15 protein-coding genes are annotated in these 21,973 nt (G+C 69.8%); 5 read left to right on the top strand and 10 right to left on the bottom strand.

Annotated features, from left to right (window positions below; all coding sequences use genetic code 11):
• Positions 1–420: 420 nt before the first annotated feature.
• From ElP_RS22975 to ElP_RS22985, 3 genes are all read right to left on the bottom strand, one after another.
• Positions 421–1,692, bottom strand: coding sequence for an IS701 family transposase (locus ElP_RS22975; protein WP_145267809.1), 1,272 nt, complete (start codon positions 1,690–1,692; stop codon positions 421–423).
• A gap of 217 nt (positions 1,693–1,909) precedes the next feature.
• Positions 1,910–2,776, bottom strand: coding sequence for a hypothetical protein (locus ElP_RS22980; RefSeq protein WP_145273599.1), 867 nt, complete (start codon positions 2,774–2,776; stop codon positions 1,910–1,912).
• Entirely contained in the window at positions 2,773–4,638 is a 1,866-nt protein-coding gene (locus ElP_RS22985) for an alkaline phosphatase family protein (RefSeq protein ID WP_231749226.1), read from the bottom strand. Before ElP_RS22985 ends, ElP_RS22980 begins: the two co-directional genes overlap by 4 nt.
• Before the next feature lie 575 nt (positions 4,639–5,213).
• Between ElP_RS22985 and ElP_RS22990 the strand changes: the two genes are divergently transcribed.
• Positions 5,214–7,136, top strand: a complete 1,923-nt coding sequence (locus ElP_RS22990) for a sulfatase (protein WP_145273602.1) — start codon at positions 5,214–5,216, stop codon at positions 7,134–7,136.
• Between the two features lie 34 nt (positions 7,137–7,170).
• Here ElP_RS22990 and ElP_RS22995 read toward each other — a convergent pair whose 3' ends face one another.
• The gene (locus ElP_RS22995) at positions 7,171–8,538 is read right to left on the bottom strand and encodes a hypothetical protein (protein ID WP_145273605.1); all 1,368 of its coding nucleotides are present in this window, start codon (positions 8,536–8,538) and stop codon (positions 7,171–7,173) included.
• Positions 8,539–8,783: 245 nt separating this feature from the next.
• On the opposite strand from ElP_RS22995, the gene ElP_RS23000 reads away from it, so the two are divergent.
• A complete protein-coding gene (locus ElP_RS23000; RefSeq protein WP_145273608.1) occupies positions 8,784–9,827 on the top strand; it encodes an alpha/beta fold hydrolase in 1,044 nt (347 codons plus the stop codon).
• Here the strand turns inward: ElP_RS23000 and ElP_RS23005 are convergent.
• The 4 genes from ElP_RS23005 to ElP_RS23020 form a co-directional block, all read right to left on the bottom strand.
• Positions 9,775–10,176 carry a response regulator transcription factor gene (locus ElP_RS23005; RefSeq protein ID WP_145273611.1) on the bottom strand — a complete coding sequence of 134 codons (402 nt, stop codon included), beginning with the start codon at positions 10,174–10,176 and terminating at the stop codon, positions 9,775–9,777. The two genes, ElP_RS23000 and ElP_RS23005, sit on opposite strands and share 53 nt — an antisense overlap.
• A 66-nt stretch (positions 10,177–10,242) precedes the next feature.
• Positions 10,243–10,590, bottom strand: coding sequence for a P-II family nitrogen regulator (locus tag ElP_RS23010; protein WP_145273614.1), 348 nt, complete (start codon positions 10,588–10,590; stop codon positions 10,243–10,245).
• A gap of 179 nt (positions 10,591–10,769) precedes the next feature.
• The gene (locus tag ElP_RS23015) at positions 10,770–11,189 is read right to left on the bottom strand and encodes a hypothetical protein (protein WP_145273617.1); all 420 of its coding nucleotides are present in this window, start codon (positions 11,187–11,189) and stop codon (positions 10,770–10,772) included.
• A 327-nt stretch (positions 11,190–11,516) separates the two neighbouring features.
• A complete protein-coding gene (locus ElP_RS23020; protein ID WP_145273620.1) occupies positions 11,517–14,075 on the bottom strand; it encodes a U32 family peptidase in 2,559 nt (852 codons plus the stop codon).
• A 237-nt stretch (positions 14,076–14,312) separates the two neighbouring features.
• Between ElP_RS23020 and ElP_RS23025 the strand changes: the two genes are divergently transcribed.
• Positions 14,313–16,616 carry a PSD1 and planctomycete cytochrome C domain-containing protein gene (locus tag ElP_RS23025; RefSeq protein WP_145273625.1) on the top strand — a complete coding sequence of 768 codons (2,304 nt, stop codon included), beginning with the start codon at positions 14,313–14,315 and terminating at the stop codon, positions 16,614–16,616.
• A 55-nt stretch (positions 16,617–16,671) separates the two neighbouring features.
• The gene (locus ElP_RS23030) at positions 16,672–18,165 is read left to right on the top strand and encodes a DUF1501 domain-containing protein (RefSeq protein WP_145273628.1); all 1,494 of its coding nucleotides are present in this window, start codon (positions 16,672–16,674) and stop codon (positions 18,163–18,165) included.
• Positions 18,166–18,280: 115 nt separating this feature from the next.
• On the opposite strand, the gene ElP_RS23035 is transcribed toward ElP_RS23030, so the two are convergent.
• Positions 18,281–19,141 (bottom strand): sigma-70 family RNA polymerase sigma factor, encoded by an 861-nt coding sequence (locus tag ElP_RS23035; RefSeq protein WP_145273631.1) that lies wholly within the window; start codon positions 19,139–19,141, stop codon positions 18,281–18,283.
• Between the two features lie 277 nt (positions 19,142–19,418).
• Here ElP_RS23035 and ElP_RS23040 point away from each other — a divergent pair, with 277 nt between their 5' ends.
• Positions 19,419–20,765, top strand: a complete 1,347-nt coding sequence (locus ElP_RS23040) for a DUF58 domain-containing protein (RefSeq protein WP_145273633.1) — start codon at positions 19,419–19,421, stop codon at positions 20,763–20,765.
• Between the two features lie 61 nt (positions 20,766–20,826).
• Here ElP_RS23040 and ElP_RS23045 read toward each other — a convergent pair whose 3' ends face one another.
• Positions 20,827–21,864, bottom strand: a complete 1,038-nt coding sequence (locus ElP_RS23045; RefSeq protein WP_145273636.1) for a 1-phosphofructokinase family hexose kinase — start codon at positions 21,862–21,864, stop codon at positions 20,827–20,829.
• Between the last annotated feature and the right edge of the window lie 109 nt (positions 21,865–21,973).

Consider the following 21,973-nt stretch of genomic DNA (forward strand, 5'->3'; position numbering starts at 1 on the left):
GCGACCAGGCGGCTCGGTCGTGCCCGGGACGTGCCCTATGTTGGAACCGAGGGGGATGGAGGTCAATCGCCTCCCAGGCTCAAGTTCCCCACGCGTCGGTACGTCGACCGATCAACTCATCGGATTCGGCCGGAGCCGATCGTCACCATTTGATCTCCCGGCCTGGCATCCCAGCAACCGCCATGCCATAGGATCAGGCGACCTGACGCCGAGTTCGACCGTCGATCGTTCGATCGCGAGTCGATCGCCCCGGCCGATTGGATGGCTTGCTCCGCGTCGTCTGCCTCGACGAGCGCATTTAGTACTACTCCGTTAGCTTGGTCTTGGAGCGGGTGAGCCAGGGCCGGCAGTGCGCGCAGTCCGGCCGGCTGACCGGCGCCAGCAGCCGCTGCAACGCCCGGCGGATCGCCGGCACCGTGATCACCGGCGCTCGGCCTCCCCCTTTTTGCCCGGCCGGGATCGCCCCCGACGGGCTCGGCGTCGCTCCAGGGTGAGGAACCCGAAGGCCAACATCACCAGGCAGGCGTGATGGTGGAAGCCCCGCCACGAGCGGCCCTCGTGGTGGTCCAGCCCCAGTTCCTCCTTCATCTGCTGGTACCCGAGCTCCACCGGCCAGCGACTCCGCCACAGGCGCACCGCGCGGATCCGGCTGGTATCGGCCGGGAGGTTGCTGAAGGCGTACTTCAGCTTGCCGTCGGCCTGCTCCTCGATCAGCAGCCAGATCGGCTCCGCCCCGGCGCAATCGCCTGTCGCCCATCCCTGGCCCGGCCAAACGCGCAGCCAGGCGAATCGGCCCCACATCGGGCCCTTGGTCCCCTCCCGCCACGTCACCTTCCGGCGCGGCGTCCGCGCCGCCAGCTCCTTCAGGCCCACCGGCCGGGGCGAGCCCTCGGCCAGGCGACGCCGCTTCTGCGGCCGCCCGCCCGTCCCGGCCTTGGGCTCGTCCCACCTCGGCTCCTCGGTGAAGACCAGCATCTCGTCGGTCACGCCGACGACGTAGTGCAGGCCCCGCTCGGCCAGGCCGTCGCGGAACGGGCCCGAGACGCCGTAGCCGCTGTCGGCCACGACGAGCCCGCCCGGCAGCCCTTCGGCGCGGATGCGGTCGAGCAACTCCAGGGCGATCTGACCCTTGGTCAGCGACCGCCGCTCGGCCTCGGGCACCTTGGCCTTATCCAGTCGCTTCGGGTCGGCCAGCCAGCCCTCCGGGAGGTAGAGCCGCATGTTCAGCGGGTAGTGCCCCCTCGGGGCGACGTAGTGGACGCTGACGGCGCACTGGCAGTTGGCCTTCTTGCCCAGGGCGCCGCAGTACTGCCGCTGCACGCCGACGGAGTGCGTGCCCTGCTTGGGGAAGGTGGTGTCATCGATCACGAAGATGCCGGCCGGGTCGGCGAACTTCGCCGCCATCGTGGCCCGGTAGCGGCTCAGGACCGCTTGCTCGTCCCAGGTGCTCTGGCCGAGGAACTGCTGCAGGGCCTGGTCGGGGTCGGCGACGTCGAGCCCCTCCGACAGGGGGACGCGGGCGGCCATCGGCTCGACGCTCTTGCGGTCCCCGTCCTGGACCAGGCCGCGGAGGTAGACGCCGCACCAGGCGGCCTGGCGGGGCCGGTTGAAGTCGGCGCGGAAGGAGGCGGCATACGCGGCGAGGCGGTCGAGGACGTCGGGGTTTAAGTCGGGGGTGTAGGTCCGGTTCATACCCTCGGTACGAACCGCAGCAGTCGATCGTTCGTATGATTTAACGGAGTAGCATTAGACGCCGGTCCCGGACGCTCAGGCCGGGAGGGCGATCCGAATTTCGCCGCAAATCGCGACTTCGGCTGCTCTCGTCGACAGCTTCGGCCGGTCGTCGCCACTCCGAACGATTCGAGACCGCACCCCGGCCGCTCAGCTTCCCTGCGGTCCTGTGCGCCCCTCAGGCCAGATACCCGAGGCCCCGGAGGCGATCGAACACCGCCTCCTGATCCTCGGAGGCATCCGGGGGGAGTTGATCGATCGTCAGTGGTCGCCCAAGCCACTCGCCCGGCGTCGCCCGTCCGGCGAGCGCGACGAGCGCGGGTGTGAGGTCGATGAGACTCGCACCCCTGAGTTCCCCAGGGGGTAGCCCTTTCGTCGAGGTCAGCGAGAAGTTCCCCGGAGGGGAGGGATCGAGCTTGGTCCCCCCCTCCGGATCCGCATCCCGGAGGACGACCAGCAACACCGAGAGATCGATCTCCTGCGCGACGAGCTGATCGAGTGTTTCACCCAGCTCCTGATCCAGGGCGAGCCATCGGGCGGCCACCCGGTCCTGCCCGGTCCGAATCGCGGGTGGTGCGGGGATGGCGTCGATGAGCATCGCCAGGTTCCATGGCGATGTCGCCATGCAGCGCCGCAGCGACCCGAAACGGGATCGAGTCCGAGCAATCTGCGCATCGGGCTCGATTGCCCGGCCGGACCGCGAACGATCCCCGTTCCGATCGCGGTCGTCGGGGTGATCCGATCCGGGGCCCGTCACCCGATCGGCCGCCAAGCCGATGAGGATCGGATCGATCCGCGTGTTCCCCTCATCCAGCGCGTGCCAGAGCATCGGCCCCGGCGAACCTCCTCCCGGGGCGTGGCCCGAGGCGGCGACGACGCGACCCGCGACGAACGACTGCCACGGGAATCCGAGGGTCATCTCCGGGCCCGGGACGAGGACACCGCGTATCCCCTCGTTCCTGAACTGCGGGAGGTGGACGAGCCCCGGGACGCCGAACGGGGCGTCAGGATCGTCGGTTTCGATGCCGATGACCAGGGTCTTCATCGCAGCAAAGACCTCCCTTCCATCCTGGGACCGGCGGGCAGGCCGAGTGCGTCGAGGACGGTGGGGGCGAGGTCGATCATCGAGGCACCTTCCGATCGGAACGGTCGGTTCAAGAACAAGACCCCGGGCACGAGCGCAGGGTCGACGATGTGGTCCCCCGACCAGATCCTCGTGTTGTCCTCGAAGACCGAATCCCCCATCCGGCCCATTGCCGAGCCCCAGGACGAGCGATACCCCTTCTCGACGTGGACGAGCAAATCGGCCGCCTCATCCACGTAGGGGCCGGAGTACACGTGTTCGCTCGGGACGACCGATCGGACCGCGATGGTTCCGTCTGCGGGATCGACGAGCCCGGTCAAGGCCGAGGCGATCTCCGAGCGGAGCGGTCCCGCCTCCTCGGGAGTAACGATCCCCTGCCCTTCCCGGCCTTCCAGGTTGAGATAGATCCCGGCGAGCCCGACGGCATACGCCCGGGTCCGGGTCCAGTCGATCGCCCCCAGCGGGGGCCCGTCCGTTTCGTCGGCCCGTGACCCCGGATGGAGATGAAATAACCCCCGCTCATTGAGCCAGGTGTTCAGGTTGATCCCGCGACGAAACGAGGTGAAGCCGTGGTCGCTCAGGGCGATGACCAGCGTCCGATCGTCCGCCGCCCGGATCGCCCGGCCCACGGCGGCATCGCTCCGGCGGTAGGCCTCGGAGATGGCCCCCCGGTGCTCCCGGTCGGGGGGGCGGAGTCGGTTGGCCGGGTGGTCGGGCTCCAGATGCCTCCAGAACAGGTGCTGGACCCGGTCGGGGATCCCGAACAGGCAGAAGAGGAGGCCGGAGTCGAGGCGGTCGAGCTCCCGCTCGAACATCGCCTCCCGTTCCCGCCAGAGGTCGTCGCACTGGGAGAGAAACGCGGATTCGTCGATGCGTCCGTTCGACAGCGCGGCGTGGTCTTCCGAGAGGCCGGTGGTGTGGAACGGGCCGATCTCCCGGGCCAGGTCGGCGGAATAGGAGCGGGGGTGACTGATTGGGAACGCCGGGGCCTTCGGGTCGAACTGAAGCGGGGAAGCGTACAACTCCAACCGGTGCGGCCCGGCCTCCCTGAGGTAGAACCTGACGAGCCCGATGACCGATTGGAGCAGGCCGAATTTGAACGGGACCCGCAACCAGTCGCTCCACCTCCCCTGCATCAACTCGATCGTGCCGGGCGAGCCCGGGGAGTGGAGCAGGACACGAGCAGTTCCCTCGATCGGTTCCAGGGAGATCGGGACCCGGATTTCCGACCTCGTCCGGGGATTCCTCGGGCCGAGGAGGACGGTCTCGATCGTTCCCGGCCACGCCGAAGGGAGCGGCACGAGCAGCTCGGCCTCGCCGGGTGAGAGCCCCGACTCGGTCGAATAGTAGGTCCCCGTGCCGAATCCGCCCCGGAGGTCCGGGACGCCCATGCCCGAGAGGACCCGACCCTCGATCTCGTCGGGGGGATAGGTGCACGGGCATCGGATCACGGAGGACGGAATCCCCCGGTCGGACAGCAGTTGCCAGAAGGGGACACCCCGGCGGAGGTTCACCAGCCGGGGTGATTGGAGCGGTCCGGAGCGGTCGTATCGGTTCAACGCGAGTTCGAGCCGATAGCTCGCCGGGTCCCGGTTGAGGAAGTCGAAGATGCCGTGGGAACCCGGGTTGGTCCCGGTCGCGAACGTCGACCAGGCCACGGGAGTCTGCGCGGGGAACGTGGTGCCGACCCGGCCGTAACCGCCCCTTTCCCGGAGCGCGGCCAGGTTGGGCAGCAATCCCTCTTCGAGCATGCGGTCCACGAGGCTCGGTTCAAGCCCGTCGAGGCCGACGACGATCACCTTGTCGATCCCAAGCTCCCCCACGATCGACGGACCTCCCGGCTCCCTCGCGCAACCGAATCACGACCTCGCAAGGGGGCGACTCGGACGTCTCTCACCTGTCGGGCGACCGACCCCGGGCCATCCATCCGGGGCCATCAACCCGAGGATCTGGACCGGACCGGACGTCGCATGACCCGCCTGATCCCCCGGAGTGCCGTCCGGCCGAACATCATGGCCACGCCGAACGCCCCGGCCATGACCGAGGTCAGCGGCAACATCGTCTCCGGCCCGACGTAGGAGAACAGGGGTTGGAACATGGGCGGACGTGCCTCCATGGGCCAGCCGTAGGGGTCGGCGGCTTCGTGGTCGTAGAATCGTGGTCGCGAAGGCTCGAGGGCCGAGCCGCGGCGACCGGGCGGGATTTCGTCACAGACTCGCTCGATTAATTCCCGACATCACCACGGAATGATGATGCAGAGGGACGGCGACCGTGCCGGTGACGCTCAATGAACTCTGTAGGCGACAGCGGACGAATTGTCGGCTGACTTTTTCCCCGGAGTCTTCGGTTCCGGGGCGGAGGGCCATCGATTGGGCGATCGAACTGGTGAATCTCGCCGATGAATTCCTTCCACGTCATCCGGTCGGGAGCGGATCCGCAGGAACCTCGGGCGGGGGGAGACTCCCCATGCTCCACCGGGCCTCGGCCGGGGGGCTTGATCGCCCTGGCGGCCTGGCTGGGGCTGATCGCGGGGGCCTCGGAACTGGCCGCATTCCTCCTGAAGGCCCGGTCGGGCGAGGTCTGGCCCTACCTGGGGATGATCCGGGCCTATCCGTGGATGATCCCGCTGGTCGACTCCGCCCTGCTGACGATGCTCGTGCTGCCGATCGCGGCGATGTCCGCCGCCTGGCCTCGCACGAGGGAGTCCCTCGGGCCGATCCTCCTGCTCGCCGCGGCGATGTTGCCGACGCTCATCGTCCTGACGCCCGGCATCCACCTCGGCGCGCTCGCCCTGGTCGCCCTGGGACTGTCGAGCGTGATCGTCCCGGCCGCCCGGCGTCGATCGAAGTGGGTCGCCCGGTTGGTCCGGTTCTCGACCCCGATCCTCCTCCTGGCCCTCCTGGCCGTCATCACCTGGCGGAACGGAAGGGTGGGGGCAGCGGGGGCGACCGAGGCGATGGGAAACGGGCCGAACGTCCTCATGATCGTCCTCGACACGGTCCGGTTCGACCACCTCAGCCTCGACGGCTCGGGATACCCCCGGCCGACCTCGCCCGTCCTCGCGGCCTTCGCTCGCGAGGGCGTCTCGTTGACCGGGGCCCGCTCCACGGCCCCATGGACCTTGCCCTCCCACGCGAGCCTGATGACCGGCAAATGGGCCTCGCAGGCGTGCCACGGGCGATACGGCGCGATGGAGCCGGACGGCACGACCCTGGCCGAGGCCCTGGCCGCCCGGGGATACGACACGGCCGGGTTCGTGGCGAACACCTATTATTGCACCTACTCCACCGGGCTCTCCCGGGGCTTCTCCCGCTACGAAGACCTCACCGTGACCCTCTCCACCGTCCTGACGACCACCGCGGTCGGCGGAAAGATCGTGGACTGGATCGGCTCGATCTCTCAAGAGATCCGGCCGGATGCCCCTCCGCTGCTGCGGCGGTATACGAGGATCGACGCCGACGCGATCAACCGCCGCTTCCTCGGATGGCTCGACCGCAGGGCGGGGGAGAATCGCCCCTTCTTCGCCTTCCTCAATTACTTCGACGCCCACGACCCCTACATCGTGCCCGACGGGGCCGAGCATCGCTTCGGCGAGGCCCCCGACTCGCTCGAGGATCGCCGGTTCCTCGGGGAGTGGTGGCTCAGTCCGGGGAAGCCCGACACGCCGCCCGGCCGGGTCGACCTCCTGGTCGACGGTTATGATTCCTGCATCGCCCACCTGGACGAACGCCTCGGCGCCCTGTTCCGGGACCTCGATCGCCGGGGGCTGCTCGACGACACCATCGTGGTCGTCACCTCCGACCATGGCGAGGCCTTCGGGGAGCACGGGCTGTATGGACACGGGATCAGCCTCTTCGAGGACCAGCTCCGGGTGCCGCTGGTCCTCGTCGCCCCGGGGCGGATCCCGGCCTCGGGGACCGTCGACCAGGTCGTCAGCCTCAGGGACGTCCCGGCGACGATCCTCGACCTGGTCGACCTGCCGGGCCCCACGCTCCCGGGGTCCTCGCTCGTCCCCCTCTGGATGGCAGGGGCGGCCGTCACCTCCCCGGCGATCGCCTCGGTCGACGGGCCCGACAGCTTCCCCCCGAATTCGGGCCGGTCCCCCGTGTTCGGGGGGGCGATGGCCTCCGTCACCGACGAGACCTCGCTCAAATACATCAGGACATTCGGCCAGGTTCGCGAGGTGGAGCAGCTCTACGACCTGTGCGCCGACCCCGGTGAGCAGGTCGACCTCGCGTCCCCATTGGGTCGGCCCCTGCTCGATCGGCTCCGCGCGAAGCTCGACGCGATCGGATCGGACCCCGAGGGCGGGGGGCGTTGATTGCCAGTGAGGGTCGACCGGGGCACGGGGTCCCTCAGCGCCCCGGGAACGGCCCGTCGCGCCACGACCACTCCGGCCATCTCGTGTTCGCCGACCGCATGGTCACCTCGCCGTTGATCCAACCCGCCAGGACCAGGATCAGGGCGAACGCCGCCAGGGTGGCGAGTCCCCAGGCGACAAAACGGCCCCTGTGTTCGTCGCCGCCGGCCGTGTCCGGGAGGGCCGCTGGCCGGGGATCGGCGAAGGCGACATAGAGGATCATCAAACCGAAGATCACCCAGAAAACCAAGTGCATATCGACGTGTTCGGCCTTGCCGGGGGTGAAGAAGTACAACGCGTTCAGATTCTGGAAGAGGAGCATCGTCCCCGAGAGCCAGAGGATCGGCAGCGGGGCCCATCGGGAACGCCCCTTCAGGTGAGCCGCCAGCCAGACCGCCGCCCCCACGAAGCCGAACAGGCAGGCCGCGTCGATCATCGGCAGGATGGTCTGTGCCCACAGTTCGGGATCGGGATGTCCGCTCGACCGCAACGCCTCGGTCCACGACCTCAGCTTCTCCCCCGGGACGACCCGGGCCACCCGATGCCAGAGGGGGATCAGCCCGAGGACGAACAGGATCCCGTAGGCCGAGGACAGCGTGAAATTCCGCTCCTTCGGGGGCTCAGGATAGGGGCGGTCGACCATCCCGAACGTGAAGACGAAGCCGCCGATCAGCCCGCAGGACACCTCCATGACGTTCCAGTGGTTGATCGTGAACCCGAACTCGCCCTGCATGACATTGGCCAGGTTCCCCAGGAGTCGGCCGCCCGCCATCCCCAGTCCGAAGCCGACGTAGCCGAGCAATCCCCCCCGCAACCCGACCGGCCGGCGATTGCAGGCGAGCCAGACCAGCTGCCCGATGGCCGCCCCCATGAAGACGATCGAGCTGTTGTTCCTCGGCGGGTTGATCTGGAAGCCCAGCAGGCGGATCATCGCGAAACCGATCAGCCAGCCGCCGATGAAGATACTCCCCGCCAGCCCCAGCCAGTCGGACGTCGACATCGGCCGACGTTCCAACATCAGGCCGATCAGCGCCCCTCCGAAGGTCCCCCAGGCCGCCCCCTGGAAGAAGAGCGTGAGGAATCCGTATCCGTAATTGACGAAGGTGTCCGACTGGGCATACCCGTGGAGGATGCCGTAACTCATTGTCCCTCCGGAGCCGATCGCCAGCGCCGAGAGGGCGGCGAGGACCGGCATCCAGGAGAACAAGGATCGCTGCCCGCCGACGTAGCAGAAGGCCAGCCCGAGTGCCGCCCCGGGGTACATCGCCCCGACGTTGTGACCGAAATCCCCCCGGATTCCCCACCCCAGCCCCACGGCGAGCCCCACGAACGCACTCCTCCCGATCCGGTCAACGAGAGTCATCTCCCCTCCCCGACCTGGCGGCCCGATGGTCCGATCGCCCCAGGACGACCAGGCTATCCCCGACGGCCGACCGGGAGAAGTCGCACCCCTCCCTGCGCCGTCCCCGGCATCCCCTCACGTTCACCGAGGTGCGATTCCGGGACCCACGACCGATGCCGAGGACCCTCGCGGGGTATACAATCAGCATGACCGTCGTCACGCGACTCCCGGCAACCGGATGCGCCACCTGCCCCTGGGGGGAACACATGGGACCGGCCCCGACGTTCGTGCTCAAGGCTGCCTTGCTGATCGGCGGACTCCACTCGCCGCCGGACATCGGTCCGATGAACTTCCAGGGTTGGTTCGAGGAGGCAAGCCGGGGGCGTCTGGAGATCCCGGAACCGGTCGCCGATCGTGCCCGCCGGTTCCGCTACGTCTTCGTCCTCGGGCTGCTGAACGAACGCATGCCCGGCTACTTCGACCAGGCGGAGAAGGAGTTCCGATCCCTCGGCGTCCCGTCCGAGTCGATCCACCGGATCGCCCCCAGCTCTGATGCGACGTTCTCGGAGAACCTCGACGCGATCCGGGACGAGTTCCTCCGGATCGCCGACCTGGGCCCGGAGCCCCTCGTCGTGGTGGGCCACAGCCGGGGGGCCTGCGACGCACTCGCCTTCGCCCTGCTCGAACCGGGCTTCGTGAGCGAGCGCGTCTCGGCGCTCTTCCTCGTGCAAGGGCCCTTCGGCGGCAGCGGGGCGGCAGACTACCTCGTCGGCTCGGGCCGTCCGATCGACGAGCGGATGCCGGTCCCGGCCCGGGCCATCGCCAGGCTGATCCGGGACATCGAGTCCAGACGCCTCGATCGCGGCCAGCACGGCGGGATCGTCGACCTCACCCGAGACGCCGCCCGGACGTTCTGGGAGGAGATGCTCGAGGCCCAGGCCGAGGCGATCCCGATCGTCGGCCCGCGCACCTTCTACATCGAGTCGAGCGTCTCGCCGACGAAACATCCCCCGTTCCGCCGCCCGGTCGCCAAATATCTGGAGACCTACTACGGCCCCAACGACGGGCTCGTCGCCGCGGGCGACCAGTTCCTCCCCGAGCTCGGGCTCCGACTCGGGATGCTGGACGTCAGCCACACCGACCTGACGCACCGATTCCCGGCTGCCCGCCCCCGCCCGAGGCTCCGAGGGGCGTTCGCACGGTCGATCATCATGGCCGTCGGCGGCCAGGCGGGACCGGAACCGGACCCGACCCCGATCAGCCCGGACGTCCCAGATGATGACGGATCAATTCGGGCAGCTCGGCGGTGAACTTGCTCCGGGGGAGGACCGGGTCGCAGCCGGCGTCCCGGGCCGAGTCGAGGGCCCGGGTGTCGACGTGGGAGCCGAAGGCGATGAACGTCGACCCGGGAACGATCCCCCGATAGGCGATCAACGCCTCGGGTCGGACCAGGCCGCCCGCCGAGAGGTCGACGAAGACCACCCGGGGCCGCCATTGCTCCAGCATCGACCGCGCCAGGACCTCGGTCCCCGCCACCAGGACCCGATGCCCCAATTCCCGGGCGGTCCCGGTGATCTTGCTCGTGAAGATCAGGTCGGAGCACAGGAGGACCGCGTCCGGGCCGCCGGGCACGGGAGCGGGATCGGATTCGGTCGTCATCTCGTTGCCTATTCGGGGGTGATGGCGGGGACAGGCGGTTCTCGGGCAGACGTGGGTCTCGACGCGTCAGATCGCCTCGGGGCCGCGCTCGCCGGTGCGGATCCGGATGCAGTCTTCCAGGGGAATCACGAAGATCTTCCCGTCGCCGATCGCACCCTCCTCCCCGGTCCGGGCCGCGTCGATCAGCGCATTGATCGTCGGCTCGACGAAGTCCTCGTTCACGGCGATCTGCAGCTCGATCTTCCGCAGCAGGTTCACCGTGAACTCGTGGCCCCGGTAGACCTCCGTGAACCCCTTCTGCCTCCCGAATCCCTGGACGTCCATGACCGTGAGGCGATAGACCTCGACCTTCGACAGCGCAAGCTTGACGGCTTCCAGCTTGGTCGGCTGGATGATCGCGATGATCAGTTTCATGGGAGCACTTCCCTCGACGCGGCCGGATCCGGGGATCGGAGGCCGGCGACCCTTCGGGGGTCGCCGATGAGTCGCCTCGGATGCCGCTAACGTATCGCAATCGAGGCCGGTAGGGGAAGGGAGGTGGCCGGGGAGGTCGGACCTCGGCCGCACTCGGATCGGCCCCTGCGGGTCGTCGATCAGTTGGGCATGGGCCCGCCGAACGGGGAGTCGGACGCCGGGGGCATCGGCAGGTCGAGCGGGTCGGCCGTCGAGCCGCCGTCCGTCCCGGCGCTCGGGCTGGGGGATGCGGGAGGGCTGTCGGGCGGGGTCGAGCCGTTCGCCGGTGTCGGGCCGTTGGCCGGGGTCGGCGAGGGGGGCACGACCGAGGGGGCGCCGACCGGCCCCGAGACGATCTGGCCGGTCGACAACCCGACCGGGCCGGTGACGATCGGCTCGACGTGCATGCCGTCGTCGAACGGGAAGGTGGCCTGGTACGGATAGCCGCAATTCGGCCCGGAGCAGGGCGCCGGGAAGTCGTCGCAGGTATCGCAGTGGGCGCACCCGACCGCGACCGCCGCCATCGAGGCGGCCAGGACGAGCAGGCTGGGCCGCGACATGATTCGGTGTCCTTTCGTCGATCGGCCAGGGCTGGCCGTCCGCCTGGGCCCGGGGACCGTCGTCGGGGGCGATCGATCGGGCCGCCTGCGGCCGACCGATCCGCCCCCTCCGGGCTGCGTCCCGGGGGATTCGGAAGTCGCACTCGGGGCCCGCCGCGCAGATCCATCTGGTCCGGCGGGACTCCCCTCGCTCGACCCGGTTCATCGGCCGGCGGAAGGATCCGGGATGAACCGAAATCCCCCGGTCACCGACCTCGACGCCGGGCACTCGCCCTCCGACGGTGACGACTCGCCCGAGCACCGACGCGCCGTCGCCCCGTCCGGGGATCAGAGGACGGCGAGTTGCCCCCGCGTCACGCCGTAGTGGTTCGTGGCCTTCAGCCGCTTCCAGAGGGTCCGGGCGTCCCGCCGGCCGGAGAGGGCATCGGTATACAGCCCGATGATTCGGGCCACCGACTCGGGGGAGTCGTCCAGGAACTCCAGCCGGAGGTGCCGGAGCCCCTTGCGGACGAGGGCCGGCAGGAATTCCGCGGCCGTCTGGGGGACGGCGTTGTAGAGCGTGTTCCGACACCCCACGTCGGCGGTCAGCGGGTGCTCCATGCCGACCCGGTCGCGGAGCTTCACCTCGTGGCGGTCGCAGGGGCGCCCGCAGTTGGTCTTATCGGTGCCGGGCGAGAGGAAGGCGCAGAAGACGCAGTGCTCCATGTGGAACATGGGAATCTGCTGATGGACCACCACCTCCAGCCAGCTCGGGGGCGAGGCCCGGAGCAGGTCGAAGAGCTGGTCGGCGCTCAGGTCATACGAGGCGGTGACCCGGGTCGCCCCGCTCGCCTTGAGCCACTCGACGCTCAGGTCGTTCGCCGCATTCAGGGAGAAGTCCGCCACGAACGGGATCCGCTGGCTCGAGCAGAACGCGATCCCCCCCGCGTTTCGCACCAGCAGGCCGTCGGCCCCCTGCTTCGAGAGGTAGCGGAACAGGTTCTCCTCGCCCGGCTTCTCGATCCGGGTCGAGGCGATGAAGACGGCCGGATCCCCGGGCCCTCGACGGGCGATCGAGACCGCTTCGCCGTACCGCTTGATATCCTGGAAATCCAGGTAGATTGTCCCGATCCCGGACCCGCGGGCCGCTTCGACCTGCTCGACCGTCCGGCAAAGCGCCGACCACGCCGGCTCGGACTGCCCGGGGGGGCCCTCCGCCTCGGCCCGAGAACGGATGGCCTCCCGCAGACCCGGCAGGACGGGAGCCTCGGCGATCGCCCGCACGGGGGCCAGGGATGCGATCTCGTCCAGTCGGGCCACGAGCGCCCTGCGCAGCTCATTCAGGAGGCCCAGGGGCACCATCGGGCTCCCGTCGATCGTCGCCTCCAGGTCCCCGAGCCGATAGTTCGTCCCACCCATCCGGTCGAGCTGGCCTCGAATCGCGACTGCGTCGGCCGGCCTCGTCCGGGCGACCTCGAGGGGCCGCCCCGAGTCGACCCGGGCGTGAATCCCGGTTGCAGTGCTCGCTTCGATCGCCAGTGGCTCACCGGCGACCGCGCGGACGCGGAGGTCCAGTCGCACCGTCCGCCTCGGTCCCCCCTCGTGCGATCGCTTCAGCGACCTGGACAGCTCTGGATCGTCCGTCTTCCAGAGCCGTTGCCCGGGGACAATCCGATCGAGATCCAGGTCTCGGCGGCCGAAGCCGATCGACGCCGGTCCATCGATGAAGTCCTCGGCCCATCCCGGACGATCGGGACGCCCCGTCCCCTTCGCCGGCCGGTCGACCTCGTAGACGCGTCCCCCCTGCTCCGGCGCCCCTCGGCCCGGGTCCGCATCGAACACGACACCGTCGCCCGGCTTCACCGGTGAGGAGAGTTCGACCAGGACCCGGTTGCCGACCACGCTCGCCACCTCGCCGACGAGGACCCCTCGCTTCTTGGCGTAGTCGCCCCGGACGAGCACCTTGTGGTTATTCCCGTCCAGGAACCCGTGGCTGAATCCCCGGGAGAAGGTCATCTCCATCTCGTAGATGTCCCGGTCGCCGATCGGGTCGGGCCGAGCCTCGGCCGCAGCGTCGATCGCCTTGCGGTAATTCCGGGTGATCGTGGCGACGTAGTCCGGGGACTTGAGCCTCCCTTCGATCTTCAGGCTGGAGACGCCCAGCTCCACCAGCTTCGGCACGAGGTCGAAGGCGGCGAGATCCTGCGGGCTGAGCAGGTAGGAGATGTCTCCCAGGTCGACCCGCTCGCCGTCCTGGATTACCTCGTACTCCATCCGGCACGCCTGCGCGCACTCCCCCCGGTTGGCGGATCGACCGCCGAGCGCCTCGCTCGTCAGGCACTGGCCCGAGTAGGCGACGCAGAGCGCCCCGTGGACGAAGACCTCCACCGGCAGGCTCGCCTGCTCACGGATCCGGGCGATCTCCCGGACCGACAACTCCCGGGCCAGGATCACCCGGGAGCAGCCCAGGTCTTCGGCCATCCTGACGCCCGAGGCGCTCGTGATCGACATTTGCGTCGAGGCGTGGATCTCCAGATCCGGCGTGACCGCCCGGATCAGCCTCGCCAGGCCGATGTCCTGTACGATTGCCGCGTCGACCCCCGCCGCCGTCACCCTCCGGACGATCCCCTCCAACCCTTCCAGCTCCCCGGGGAACGCCAACGTATTCAGGGTGACGTAGCCCCGGACTCCCCTCTGGTGCAGGAGGGCCATCACCTCGGGCAGCTCCTCCAGGCCGAAATTCGCCGCCCTCGCCCTCGCGTTATGGCCCCGGAGGCCGAAATAGACGGCATCCGCGCCGTTCTCGATCGCGGCGACGAGGCACGCGCGGTCTCCCGCCGGCGCGAGCAGCTCGGGACGGTGCCGCGGGGAGGATCGGGGATCGCTCTGGGTATCGATGGTGGCCACGCGTTCGGTTCGATCCGGCAAGGAGGACGGGGAGGGGCACCCCTCGGGGCCCGGGCGCTTCCATCTTTCGTCATCGACCGATCGTACGGCAAGCCGGGTCCACGCCGATTGTCGGGATGTTTGACAATTGCCGATCGGGGCGTCAGATTGGACGTTGCGTCCGCCGTCCGCTGCGATCGGCTCGGTCGCCGGCCCGACGGACGGACCCGGCCCGCCGAGCCTCCCCGGAGGTCGCCCATGCGTCCGGCCCCCGTGCGTGTCCCGCGCCCCGCCGCGACCGGAATCCTCCTGGCGATCCTGGCCCCGATCGGGCTCGCTCGGGGCCAGGACGCCCCGGGATCGTCCGGGCCGCTCCCACCGCCCGCCGATCGATCGGTCGATTTCCTGGTCGACATCAAGCCGATCCTCGACGCCCGATGCGTCTCCTGCCACGGCGCAGAGCGGCAGAAGTCGGGGCTCAGGCTCGACCAGAAGGCCGGCGCGATGGCCGGGGGCGACCTCGGCCCGGCGATCGAGCCCGGGGCCGGGGCCGACTCGTTGCTGATCCACAGGGTCGCCGGATTCGAGGGCGAGTCGATCATGCCCCCGACCGGGGCCCCGCTCTCTCCCCAGGAAGTCGGCCTGCTCCGAGGCTGGATCGACCAGGGGGCGACATGGTCTGAGGCGGGGGCGGGAGGCGGATCGAGGCGTCCGAGCGACCACTGGGCCTTCCGGCCGATCGAACCGGATCCGCCCCCCGATGTTCGGGATGAGGGTTGGGTCCGCAGCCCGATCGACCGATACGTGCTCGCCCGGTTGGAGTCGGCGGGGATTTCCCCGTCTCGGGAGGCCGACCGGGCCACGCTCATCCGCCGCCTCTCGCTCGACCTGACCGGGCTGCCTCCCAGCCCCGAGGAGGTCGACGCCTTCGAGGCCGACGACTCCCCGGCATCCTACGAGGCGTTCGTCGACCGCCTCCTCGCCAGCCCCCACTTCGGGGAGCGCTGGGGCCGCCACTGGCTCGACCTCGCCCGCTACGCCGACAGCGACGGCTACGAGAAGGACCGGCCCAGGCCGGAGGCCTATCGCTTCCGGGATTGGGTCATTGCCGCGATCAACCGCGACCTCCCCTTCGACCGGTTCACGATCGAGCAGCTCGCCGGCGACCTCCTCCCCGACGCCTCGCCCGACCGGCTCACCGCCGCCGGCTTCCACAGGAACACCCTGACGAACACGGAGGGGGGTGTCGACGCGGAGGAGTTCCGCGTCGCCGCCGTGATCGACCGCGTGAACACCACCGGCTCCGTCTGGCTCGGCCTCACCGTCGCCTGCGCCCAGTGTCACACCCACAAATACGACCCCATCACCCGGCGCGAATATTACCAGCTGTTCGCCTTCTTCAATTCGGCCGACGAGGCCGACCGGCCGATCGAGTCGGGCTCGTCGAGCGTCCGGGATGCCGGGACGGAGGGCGACGAGCCCGGCCCCCGAATCCGGACCTTCGTCGAGCAAGCCGGGGAGGATCGCCGGGAGAGCCGGATCCACATCCGGGGCGACTTCCTCCGGCCCGGCGAGCCGGTCGAGCCCGGCACCTTCGAGGTTCTGCCCCCGCTGCCGGAAACGGGGGGGCGGCCGGATCGGCTGGACCTGGCCGAGTGGGTGGTCGACCCCGAGAACCCGTTGACGGGCCGGGTCGCCGCCAACCGCGTCTGGCACCACCTGTTCGGCCGGGCACTGGTCACCTCGATGGACGACTTCGGCACCCGGGGCGAGTCGCCGAGCCACCCCGAGCTGCTCGACTGGCTGGCCTCGGAATACCGCAGGCTGGGCTGGAGCCGCAAGGGGTTGATCCGGGCCATCGTCCGGTCGTCGACGTATCGCCAGGCCTCGGCGGTCCGCCCCGAACTGCGGGAAGTCGACCCGGAGAACGTCCTCCTCGCCCGGCAGAACCGGATCCGGCTCGAGGCGGAGGTGATCCGGGATCTGGCGCTCGCCGTCGGCGGCCTGCTCTCGACCGAGGTCGGCGGGCCCAGCGTCTTCCCGCCGCAGCCCCCCGGCATCTCCGAGCTGACCTATGCCAGCAGTGCCCGATGGGAGGAGAGCAGCGGCCCCGACCGCCACCGACGCGGCCTCTACACCTTCTTCCGTCGCACCAGCCCCTACCCGATGCTCACCACCTTCGACGCTCCCGACGCCAACGTCTGCGCGGTGAAGCGGTCCACCTCCAACACGCCGCTCCAGGCCCTGACGCTGCTCAACGACGCCGCCTTCGTCGAGGGCGCCCGGGCCCTCGGCCTCCGGGCCTTGCGGGAGGATCCCTCGCTGGCCGCCTTACGGGCCTTCAGGCTCGCCCTGGGGAGGGAGCCGACCGTCGAGGAACTGGAGATCCTCGACGGACTCCGTGCCTCGCTCCTCCACGCCCTTCAGGCCGACGCCGGATCCGTCCATGCCCTGCTCGGGGGCGAGGTCCCCCCGCACGGGATCGGCCGTGCCGAGGCCGCCGCGATCGTCGCCACCTCCCGGGCGATCCTCAACCTCGACGAGTTCATCACCCGGGAATGACGGGCCGGGTCCGGGCCGCCGGGCCCGGCCGATCGACCTCCCCTCGGAGCCCCCGATGCACCCGATCCAAGAGGCCCTCCACCGCTCCCGGAGGGAGTTCCTGACCGGCACTTCGAGCGGGATAGGCCTGGCGGCGCTCGCCTCGATGCTCGCCCAACAGGGGGCGATTGCCTCCCCTGTCGGGCACCTGCCGACCGATCGGGACGACGACCCGCTCGCCCCCCGCCAACCGCCCCTCCCGGCGAAGGCGAGGGCGTGCATCTGCATCTACCTGGAGGGGGGCCCCAGCCAGATCGACCTGTTCGACCCCAAGCCCGAATTGAACCGGCTCGACGGCCAGCCCCTGCCCGAGTCGTTCACGAAGAACGTCCGGTTCGCCTTCATCCAGAAGGAGTCGGCCACCGTGATGGGCTGCCCCCGCGTCTTCTCCCGGTGGGGTGAGTGCGGGATGGAGCTCTCGGATTACCTGCCCCACCTCGGGGGTTGTGCCGACGACCTCGCCCTGATCCGGTCGATGCATACCGACCAGTTCAACCACCACCCCGGGCAGTTGTTGATGAACACCGGCTCGGCGGCGTTCGGCCGGCCGAGCGTCGGCTCCTGGCTGACGTACGGGCTGGGCAGCGAGGCGGACGACCTCCCCGGCTACGTCGTCCTCACGACCGGGCGGGGGACCAGCGGCGGGGCGTCCAACTGGGGAGGCGGCTTCCTCCCCTCCACCTACTCCGGGGTCCTCTTCCGCGACTCGGGCGACCCGGTCCTCAACCTCGGGAACCCGGCGGGCCTCTCCCCCCGGGTGCAACGCGAGACGATCGACGCCATCGGCTCCCTCAACGCCAGGCGATTCGACGCCGTCCGGGACGAGGAGATCCAGAGCCGGATCGCCTCCTACGAGCTGGCCTTCCGGATGCAATCATCCGCCCCGGAGCTGATCGACCTCTCGGGAGAGACCCCCGAGACGCTCGACCTCTACGGCGTCGGCCGGGAAGACCCCGAGGGGGGCGGACGGGGGGGCGGGCCCGGGGTCTACGACCGCTTCGCCACCAACTGCCTGCTCGCCCGCCGGATGGTGGAGCGGGGCGTGCGATTCGTCAACATCTACCACGCCTCCTGGGACCACCACAGCAACATCGACTCCGAGCTGGAATTCAATTGCGGCATGGCCGATCGCCCCGTCGCCGCCCTGATCACCGACCTGAAGCGCCGGGGGCTGCTCGAAGACACCCTCGTGCTCTGGTGCTCCGAGTTCGGCCGCACCCCCCTGGGGGAGAATCGCCCCGGCTTCAAGGCCGTCACCGGCCGGGACCACCACCCCTTCGCCTTCTCCCTCTTCCTCGCGGGAGGGGGCGTCCGCGGCGGCCAGGTCATCGGCAAGACGGACGAGATCGGCTGGAACGTGGTCGAGGACCCCGTCCACGTCCACGACTACCACGCGACCATCCTCAGGCTCTTCGGCTTCGACCACACGGAGCTTACCTACCGATACCAGGGGCGTGACTTCCGCCTGACGGACGTCGCCGGGCGGGTCGTCGACCGGCTGATCGCTTAAAAAAGGAATGGAGGGGGCCAGCCAGGCCGGGGGGGCCGCCCGCACGGGTACGATGGCGTCCCCGCCCGTCTCCCCCCTATATCTTCCTCTCTGGACAGGCCTACCTCGGGTCCGCTCAGGATCGGGATTTCGCGGCGCGCTCGGCACCGAGCGCCATCGCGAGCTTGGTCAACGCCTGGCACTCGAGCTGTCGGACTCGCTCCCGGGTCAGCCCGAGCCCCTCCCCGACCTCCCGGAGGGTCATCGCCATGTACGGGTCGAGGCCGAATCGCATCCGGAGGACGGTCCGCTCCCGGTCGTCGAGCTGGTCGATGCCGTTGAGGGTGCGTTCCAGGTCGTCGGCCTCGATCAGCAGGTCGTCGGGGGCGCGGACCCGTTCGTCGGTCAGCACGTCGTCGATGGCGAAGCCGTCGTCGCCGGCGCCGTCCGACTGGGGCGTCAGGCTGTTGGCATGCAAGGCCTTCTTGACGATGTTCAGCTTCTTGGTCGTGAGCTTCAGCTCCGAGGCCACCTCGTCCGGGGTCGGCAGGCGCCCGAGCTGATCGCTCAGCAGGGCCGTCGCCCGTCGCCACTTGGCCAGCAGGTTGACCATGTAGGCCGGCAGCCGGATCGGCTTGCCGTTGTTCATCACGGCCCGGCGGATCGACTGCTTGATCCAGTAGCTCGCGTACGTGCTGAAGCGGGTCTCCATCGAGCCGTCGAAACCCTCGACGGCGCGGAGCAGGCCGAGATTCCCCTCCTCGATCAGGTCCTCCAGCCCGAGGCCCTTGCCCAGGTAGCCCCGGGCGATGTTCACCACCAGGCGGAGGTTGGCCTTGACCATGTGTTCCCGGGCTTCGGGGTCGCCCTCGGCGACCCGATATGCGAGCCTCCGCTCCTCGTCCGCGCTGAGCAGCGCGGTACCGTTGATGTCCTGGAGGTAGATCTGCAGGGGAGTGCGGGAGATCAATTCCCGCCGAGGGGTGCGGGTCGGCATGGGTGTAATTCCTTGAGCCCCTTCGATCGCTCGGAAACCCGATCCCTAGGCTGCACGCCTTCGGGCAGCTCACTCGTTGTCAGGCTCCATAGGGGACCATAGGTTACAAGTCGGTGGTGTCAACCGCCATACTAAGTAATGCGTGATATTCCAAATTAAGCCGCTTCGGTTCGGGGTGCCGGCGGTGGTCGCTCGGGGAGTTGGCCCCGGAGGCCGGGAGCGATAGAATCCCCGGGTCGCCTCGGGGGGGCGGCCGACGCGGGAGGGGGCGTTCCGAATGATCTGGCCGGATCGGGGATTGGCGCTGGCGGCCCTCGTCCCGGGGCTGATCTCGCTGCTCCTGCTGTTGCCCCGACCCGGGGTCTTCTGGATGGCCCTGATGGCGCTCGACTCGGTACTCCTGGCCCTCGCGCTGATCGACCTCGCCAGCCTGATCGGGCCGGCCCGGCTGCGGGCCACCCGCGAGTGCGGGGGGACCGCCTCGATCGGCGAACCGCACCCGGTCGAGTTGACGATCGTCAACGAGGGCCGCCGCCCCAGGGGCTTTCGAGTCCGGGACGACGTGCCCGACCCGTTCGAGGCCGGGCCGCCTGAGTTCCTGGTCCGCATCCCTCCCGGTGGGCGGGCGACGCTCGACTATCGGATGACCCCGCACCGAAGGGGGTCATTCGCCCTCCGCCGGGTCTACCTCCTGGAGCGGAGCCGGTGGGGCCTCTGGCAGCGTTCCCGGTGGCATCCGGTCGAGTCCGGGGTCCGCGTCTATCCCGACGTCCGCCAGATCGCCCGGTACACCCTGCTCGCCCGCCGGGACCGCCTCGGCGCGATCGGGTTGCGGCGATCCAGGAGGGTCGGCACCGACAACGAGTTCGAGCGCCTACGCGACTACTCGGAAGGGGACGAGCCGAGGCGGATCGACTGGAGGGCGACCGCCCGGAGGCGCCGGGTGACGGTCCGAGACTATCAGAACAGCCAGAGTCAGCGGGTGATCTTCCTGATCGACAGCGGCCGGATGATGGCCGGGGACACGGGAGACGGACTCTCCCCCCTGGACCACGCGTTCAACGCGATGCTGATGCTGGCCCACGTCGCCCTGGTCCGTGGGGACCAGGTCGGCCTGATGGTCTACGCCGATCGGGTGCGGGCCTACGTGCCGCCGACCGGCGGGCCTCGGCGGATCGAGCGGCTGGTGCACGCGATCCACGACGTCTTCCCGATGCTCGTCGAGCCGAGGCACGATCGGGCCGTCGTCGAGCTGGAACGCCGATGCCGGAAGCGTTCACTCCTGGTGATGATGACCAACGTCTTCGACGAGGTGGGGGCCCGCCAGGTGCTCGACCACCTCGGGAACGTGGTGGGCCGCCACCTGCCCCTGGGTGTCTTCCTCAGGGATGCCGACCTGTTCGCGCTGGCCGATTCCGGGCTCGATCCGGCGGCCCTGCCGGGCTCGACCCCCGAGGAGCGGCTCTTCGCCCCCGCCGCCGCCGCGGCGATGCTCAATTGGAGGGAGCGGGTGATCGCCTCGCTCCGGCGGCGGGGCGTCCTGGCCCTCGACGTCACGCCCGAGGAGCTTACGGCCCCCCTGATCAACGCGTACCTCGATGTGAAGGCCCGGCACCTCCTCTGACCGGGCCTCGCCCCGTCGGCCCCTCGGCTCGACGCTCGTCTCGGCCGGTGTCGTCCGGCGATCACCGGCGGCCGAATCGGCTGGTCGCCCTGCCGTAGACGCCGACCCGGAGGAACCCCTGGGAGTCGCCCGGCCGTTCGGGCTGCACTTCGCCCTGGTCCTCGACGGGTTCGAGCTCGACCTCGCCTTCGATCCGGGAGACGACGTCGGGGTCGATTTGCCCGGCCTCCCAGACCAGGGCATTGGCCGCCCCGCAGGCGATCGCCCGGCGGATCATCGGCTCGGCCTCGACGCCGGAGAGCCAGGAGTCGACCAGCCCGGCCAGCATCGAGTCCCCCGAGCCGATCGGGTTGACGACCTCGATCTCGGGCGGATAGGCGCGGAAGAACCGCCCTTCGGACTGGACCAGGGCGGCGTCGGGCCCGTCCGTCACGATGGCCAGTCGGACGCCGTGGCGGTTCCAGGTGCCGAGGAGCTCGAAGATCTGCTCGTCGGTCGGGTCGTCCCGGCGGAGGTGCCGGGCCAGTTCGGACCGGTTGAGCTGGATCACGTCGGGCCAGAAGCCCCAGATGTTCTCCAGCGGGGCGCCGTAGGTATCCAGGAACACGGGGAGCCGCCGCATCCGGGCCATCGAGATCAGGTCGAGGTAGAGGCCGTCGGTCGCCTCAGAGGGACTCGATCCGGACAGGGTGACCGCCTCGACCCGGCCCGTCGCGATGGCCGCCTCGACCCCCCGGAGCATGACCTCGGCCTCCTGGGAGGAGATCGCCGGGTCGGGGTCGAAGAAGGCCGTCTGACCTGGTTCGCCCTCGGCCCGGACGGTCAGGATCGTCCGGGTGGGCGCCTCGGTGGGGACGACGAGGGGGTCGAATCCCTCCCGCTCCCGGAGCAATGCGGCGCAATGCTCCCCGACCGGGCCGCCGAAGAAGGTCGCCGGCCGGGCTTCCTTCCCGAGCCGCTTCAGGGCGCGGGCGACGTTGTTCCCCTTGCCGCCGACGACCTCCGAGACGGCCTGGCCCCGGACCGACTGGCCGGGCTTCCAGGGGGGGACGGTCAGGGTCTTGTCCAGGCAGGGATTCAGGGTGACGCAGAGGATCATCGTCGGCCTAGATCACGGCGGAGTAACGGGATCGGTCGGGGGGACGTCCGGCCCGACGGCGAGGGAGACCGGTCTCGGTCCGAGGCGGCGATCCGCGAGGGCCGCGGAC

It is taken from the genome of Tautonia plasticadhaerens, assembly GCF_007752535.1.
GTDB lineage: Bacteria > Planctomycetota > Planctomycetia > Isosphaerales > Isosphaeraceae > Tautonia > Tautonia plasticadhaerens.

Bases quoted from the DNA above. Each gene is read 5' to 3' on its own strand.
- ElP_RS23025 (WP_145273625.1), top strand. From the start codon at position 14,313: ATGCGTCCGGCCCCCGTGCGTGTCCCGCGCCCCGCCGCGACCGGAATC.
- ElP_RS23005 (WP_145273611.1), bottom strand. From the start codon at position 10,176: ATGACGACCGAATCCGATCCCGCTCCCGTGCCCGGCGGCCCGGACGCG.
- ElP_RS23035 (WP_145273631.1), bottom strand. From the start codon at position 19,141: ATGCCGACCCGCACCCCTCGGCGGGAATTGATCTCCCGCACTCCCCTG.
- ElP_RS23030 (WP_145273628.1), top strand. From the start codon at position 16,672: ATGCACCCGATCCAAGAGGCCCTCCACCGCTCCCGGAGGGAGTTCCTG.
- ElP_RS23000 (WP_145273608.1), top strand. From the start codon at position 8,784: ATGGGACCGGCCCCGACGTTCGTGCTCAAGGCTGCCTTGCTGATCGGC.
- ElP_RS23040 (WP_145273633.1), top strand. From the start codon at position 19,419: ATGATCTGGCCGGATCGGGGATTGGCGCTGGCGGCCCTCGTCCCGGGG.
- ElP_RS22990 (WP_145273602.1), top strand. From the start codon at position 5,214: ATGAATTCCTTCCACGTCATCCGGTCGGGAGCGGATCCGCAGGAACCT.
- ElP_RS22980 (WP_145273599.1), bottom strand. From the start codon at position 2,776: ATGAAGACCCTGGTCATCGGCATCGAAACCGACGATCCTGACGCCCCG.
- ElP_RS22975 (WP_145267809.1), bottom strand. From the start codon at position 1,692: ATGAACCGGACCTACACCCCCGACTTAAACCCCGACGTCCTCGACCGC.
- ElP_RS22995 (WP_145273605.1), bottom strand. From the start codon at position 8,538: ATGACTCTCGTTGACCGGATCGGGAGGAGTGCGTTCGTGGGGCTCGCC.
- ElP_RS23010 (WP_145273614.1), bottom strand. From the start codon at position 10,590: ATGAAACTGATCATCGCGATCATCCAGCCGACCAAGCTGGAAGCCGTC.
- ElP_RS23045 (WP_145273636.1), bottom strand. From the start codon at position 21,864: ATGATCCTCTGCGTCACCCTGAATCCCTGCCTGGACAAGACCCTGACC.
- ElP_RS23015 (WP_145273617.1), bottom strand. From the start codon at position 11,189: ATGTCGCGGCCCAGCCTGCTCGTCCTGGCCGCCTCGATGGCGGCGGTC.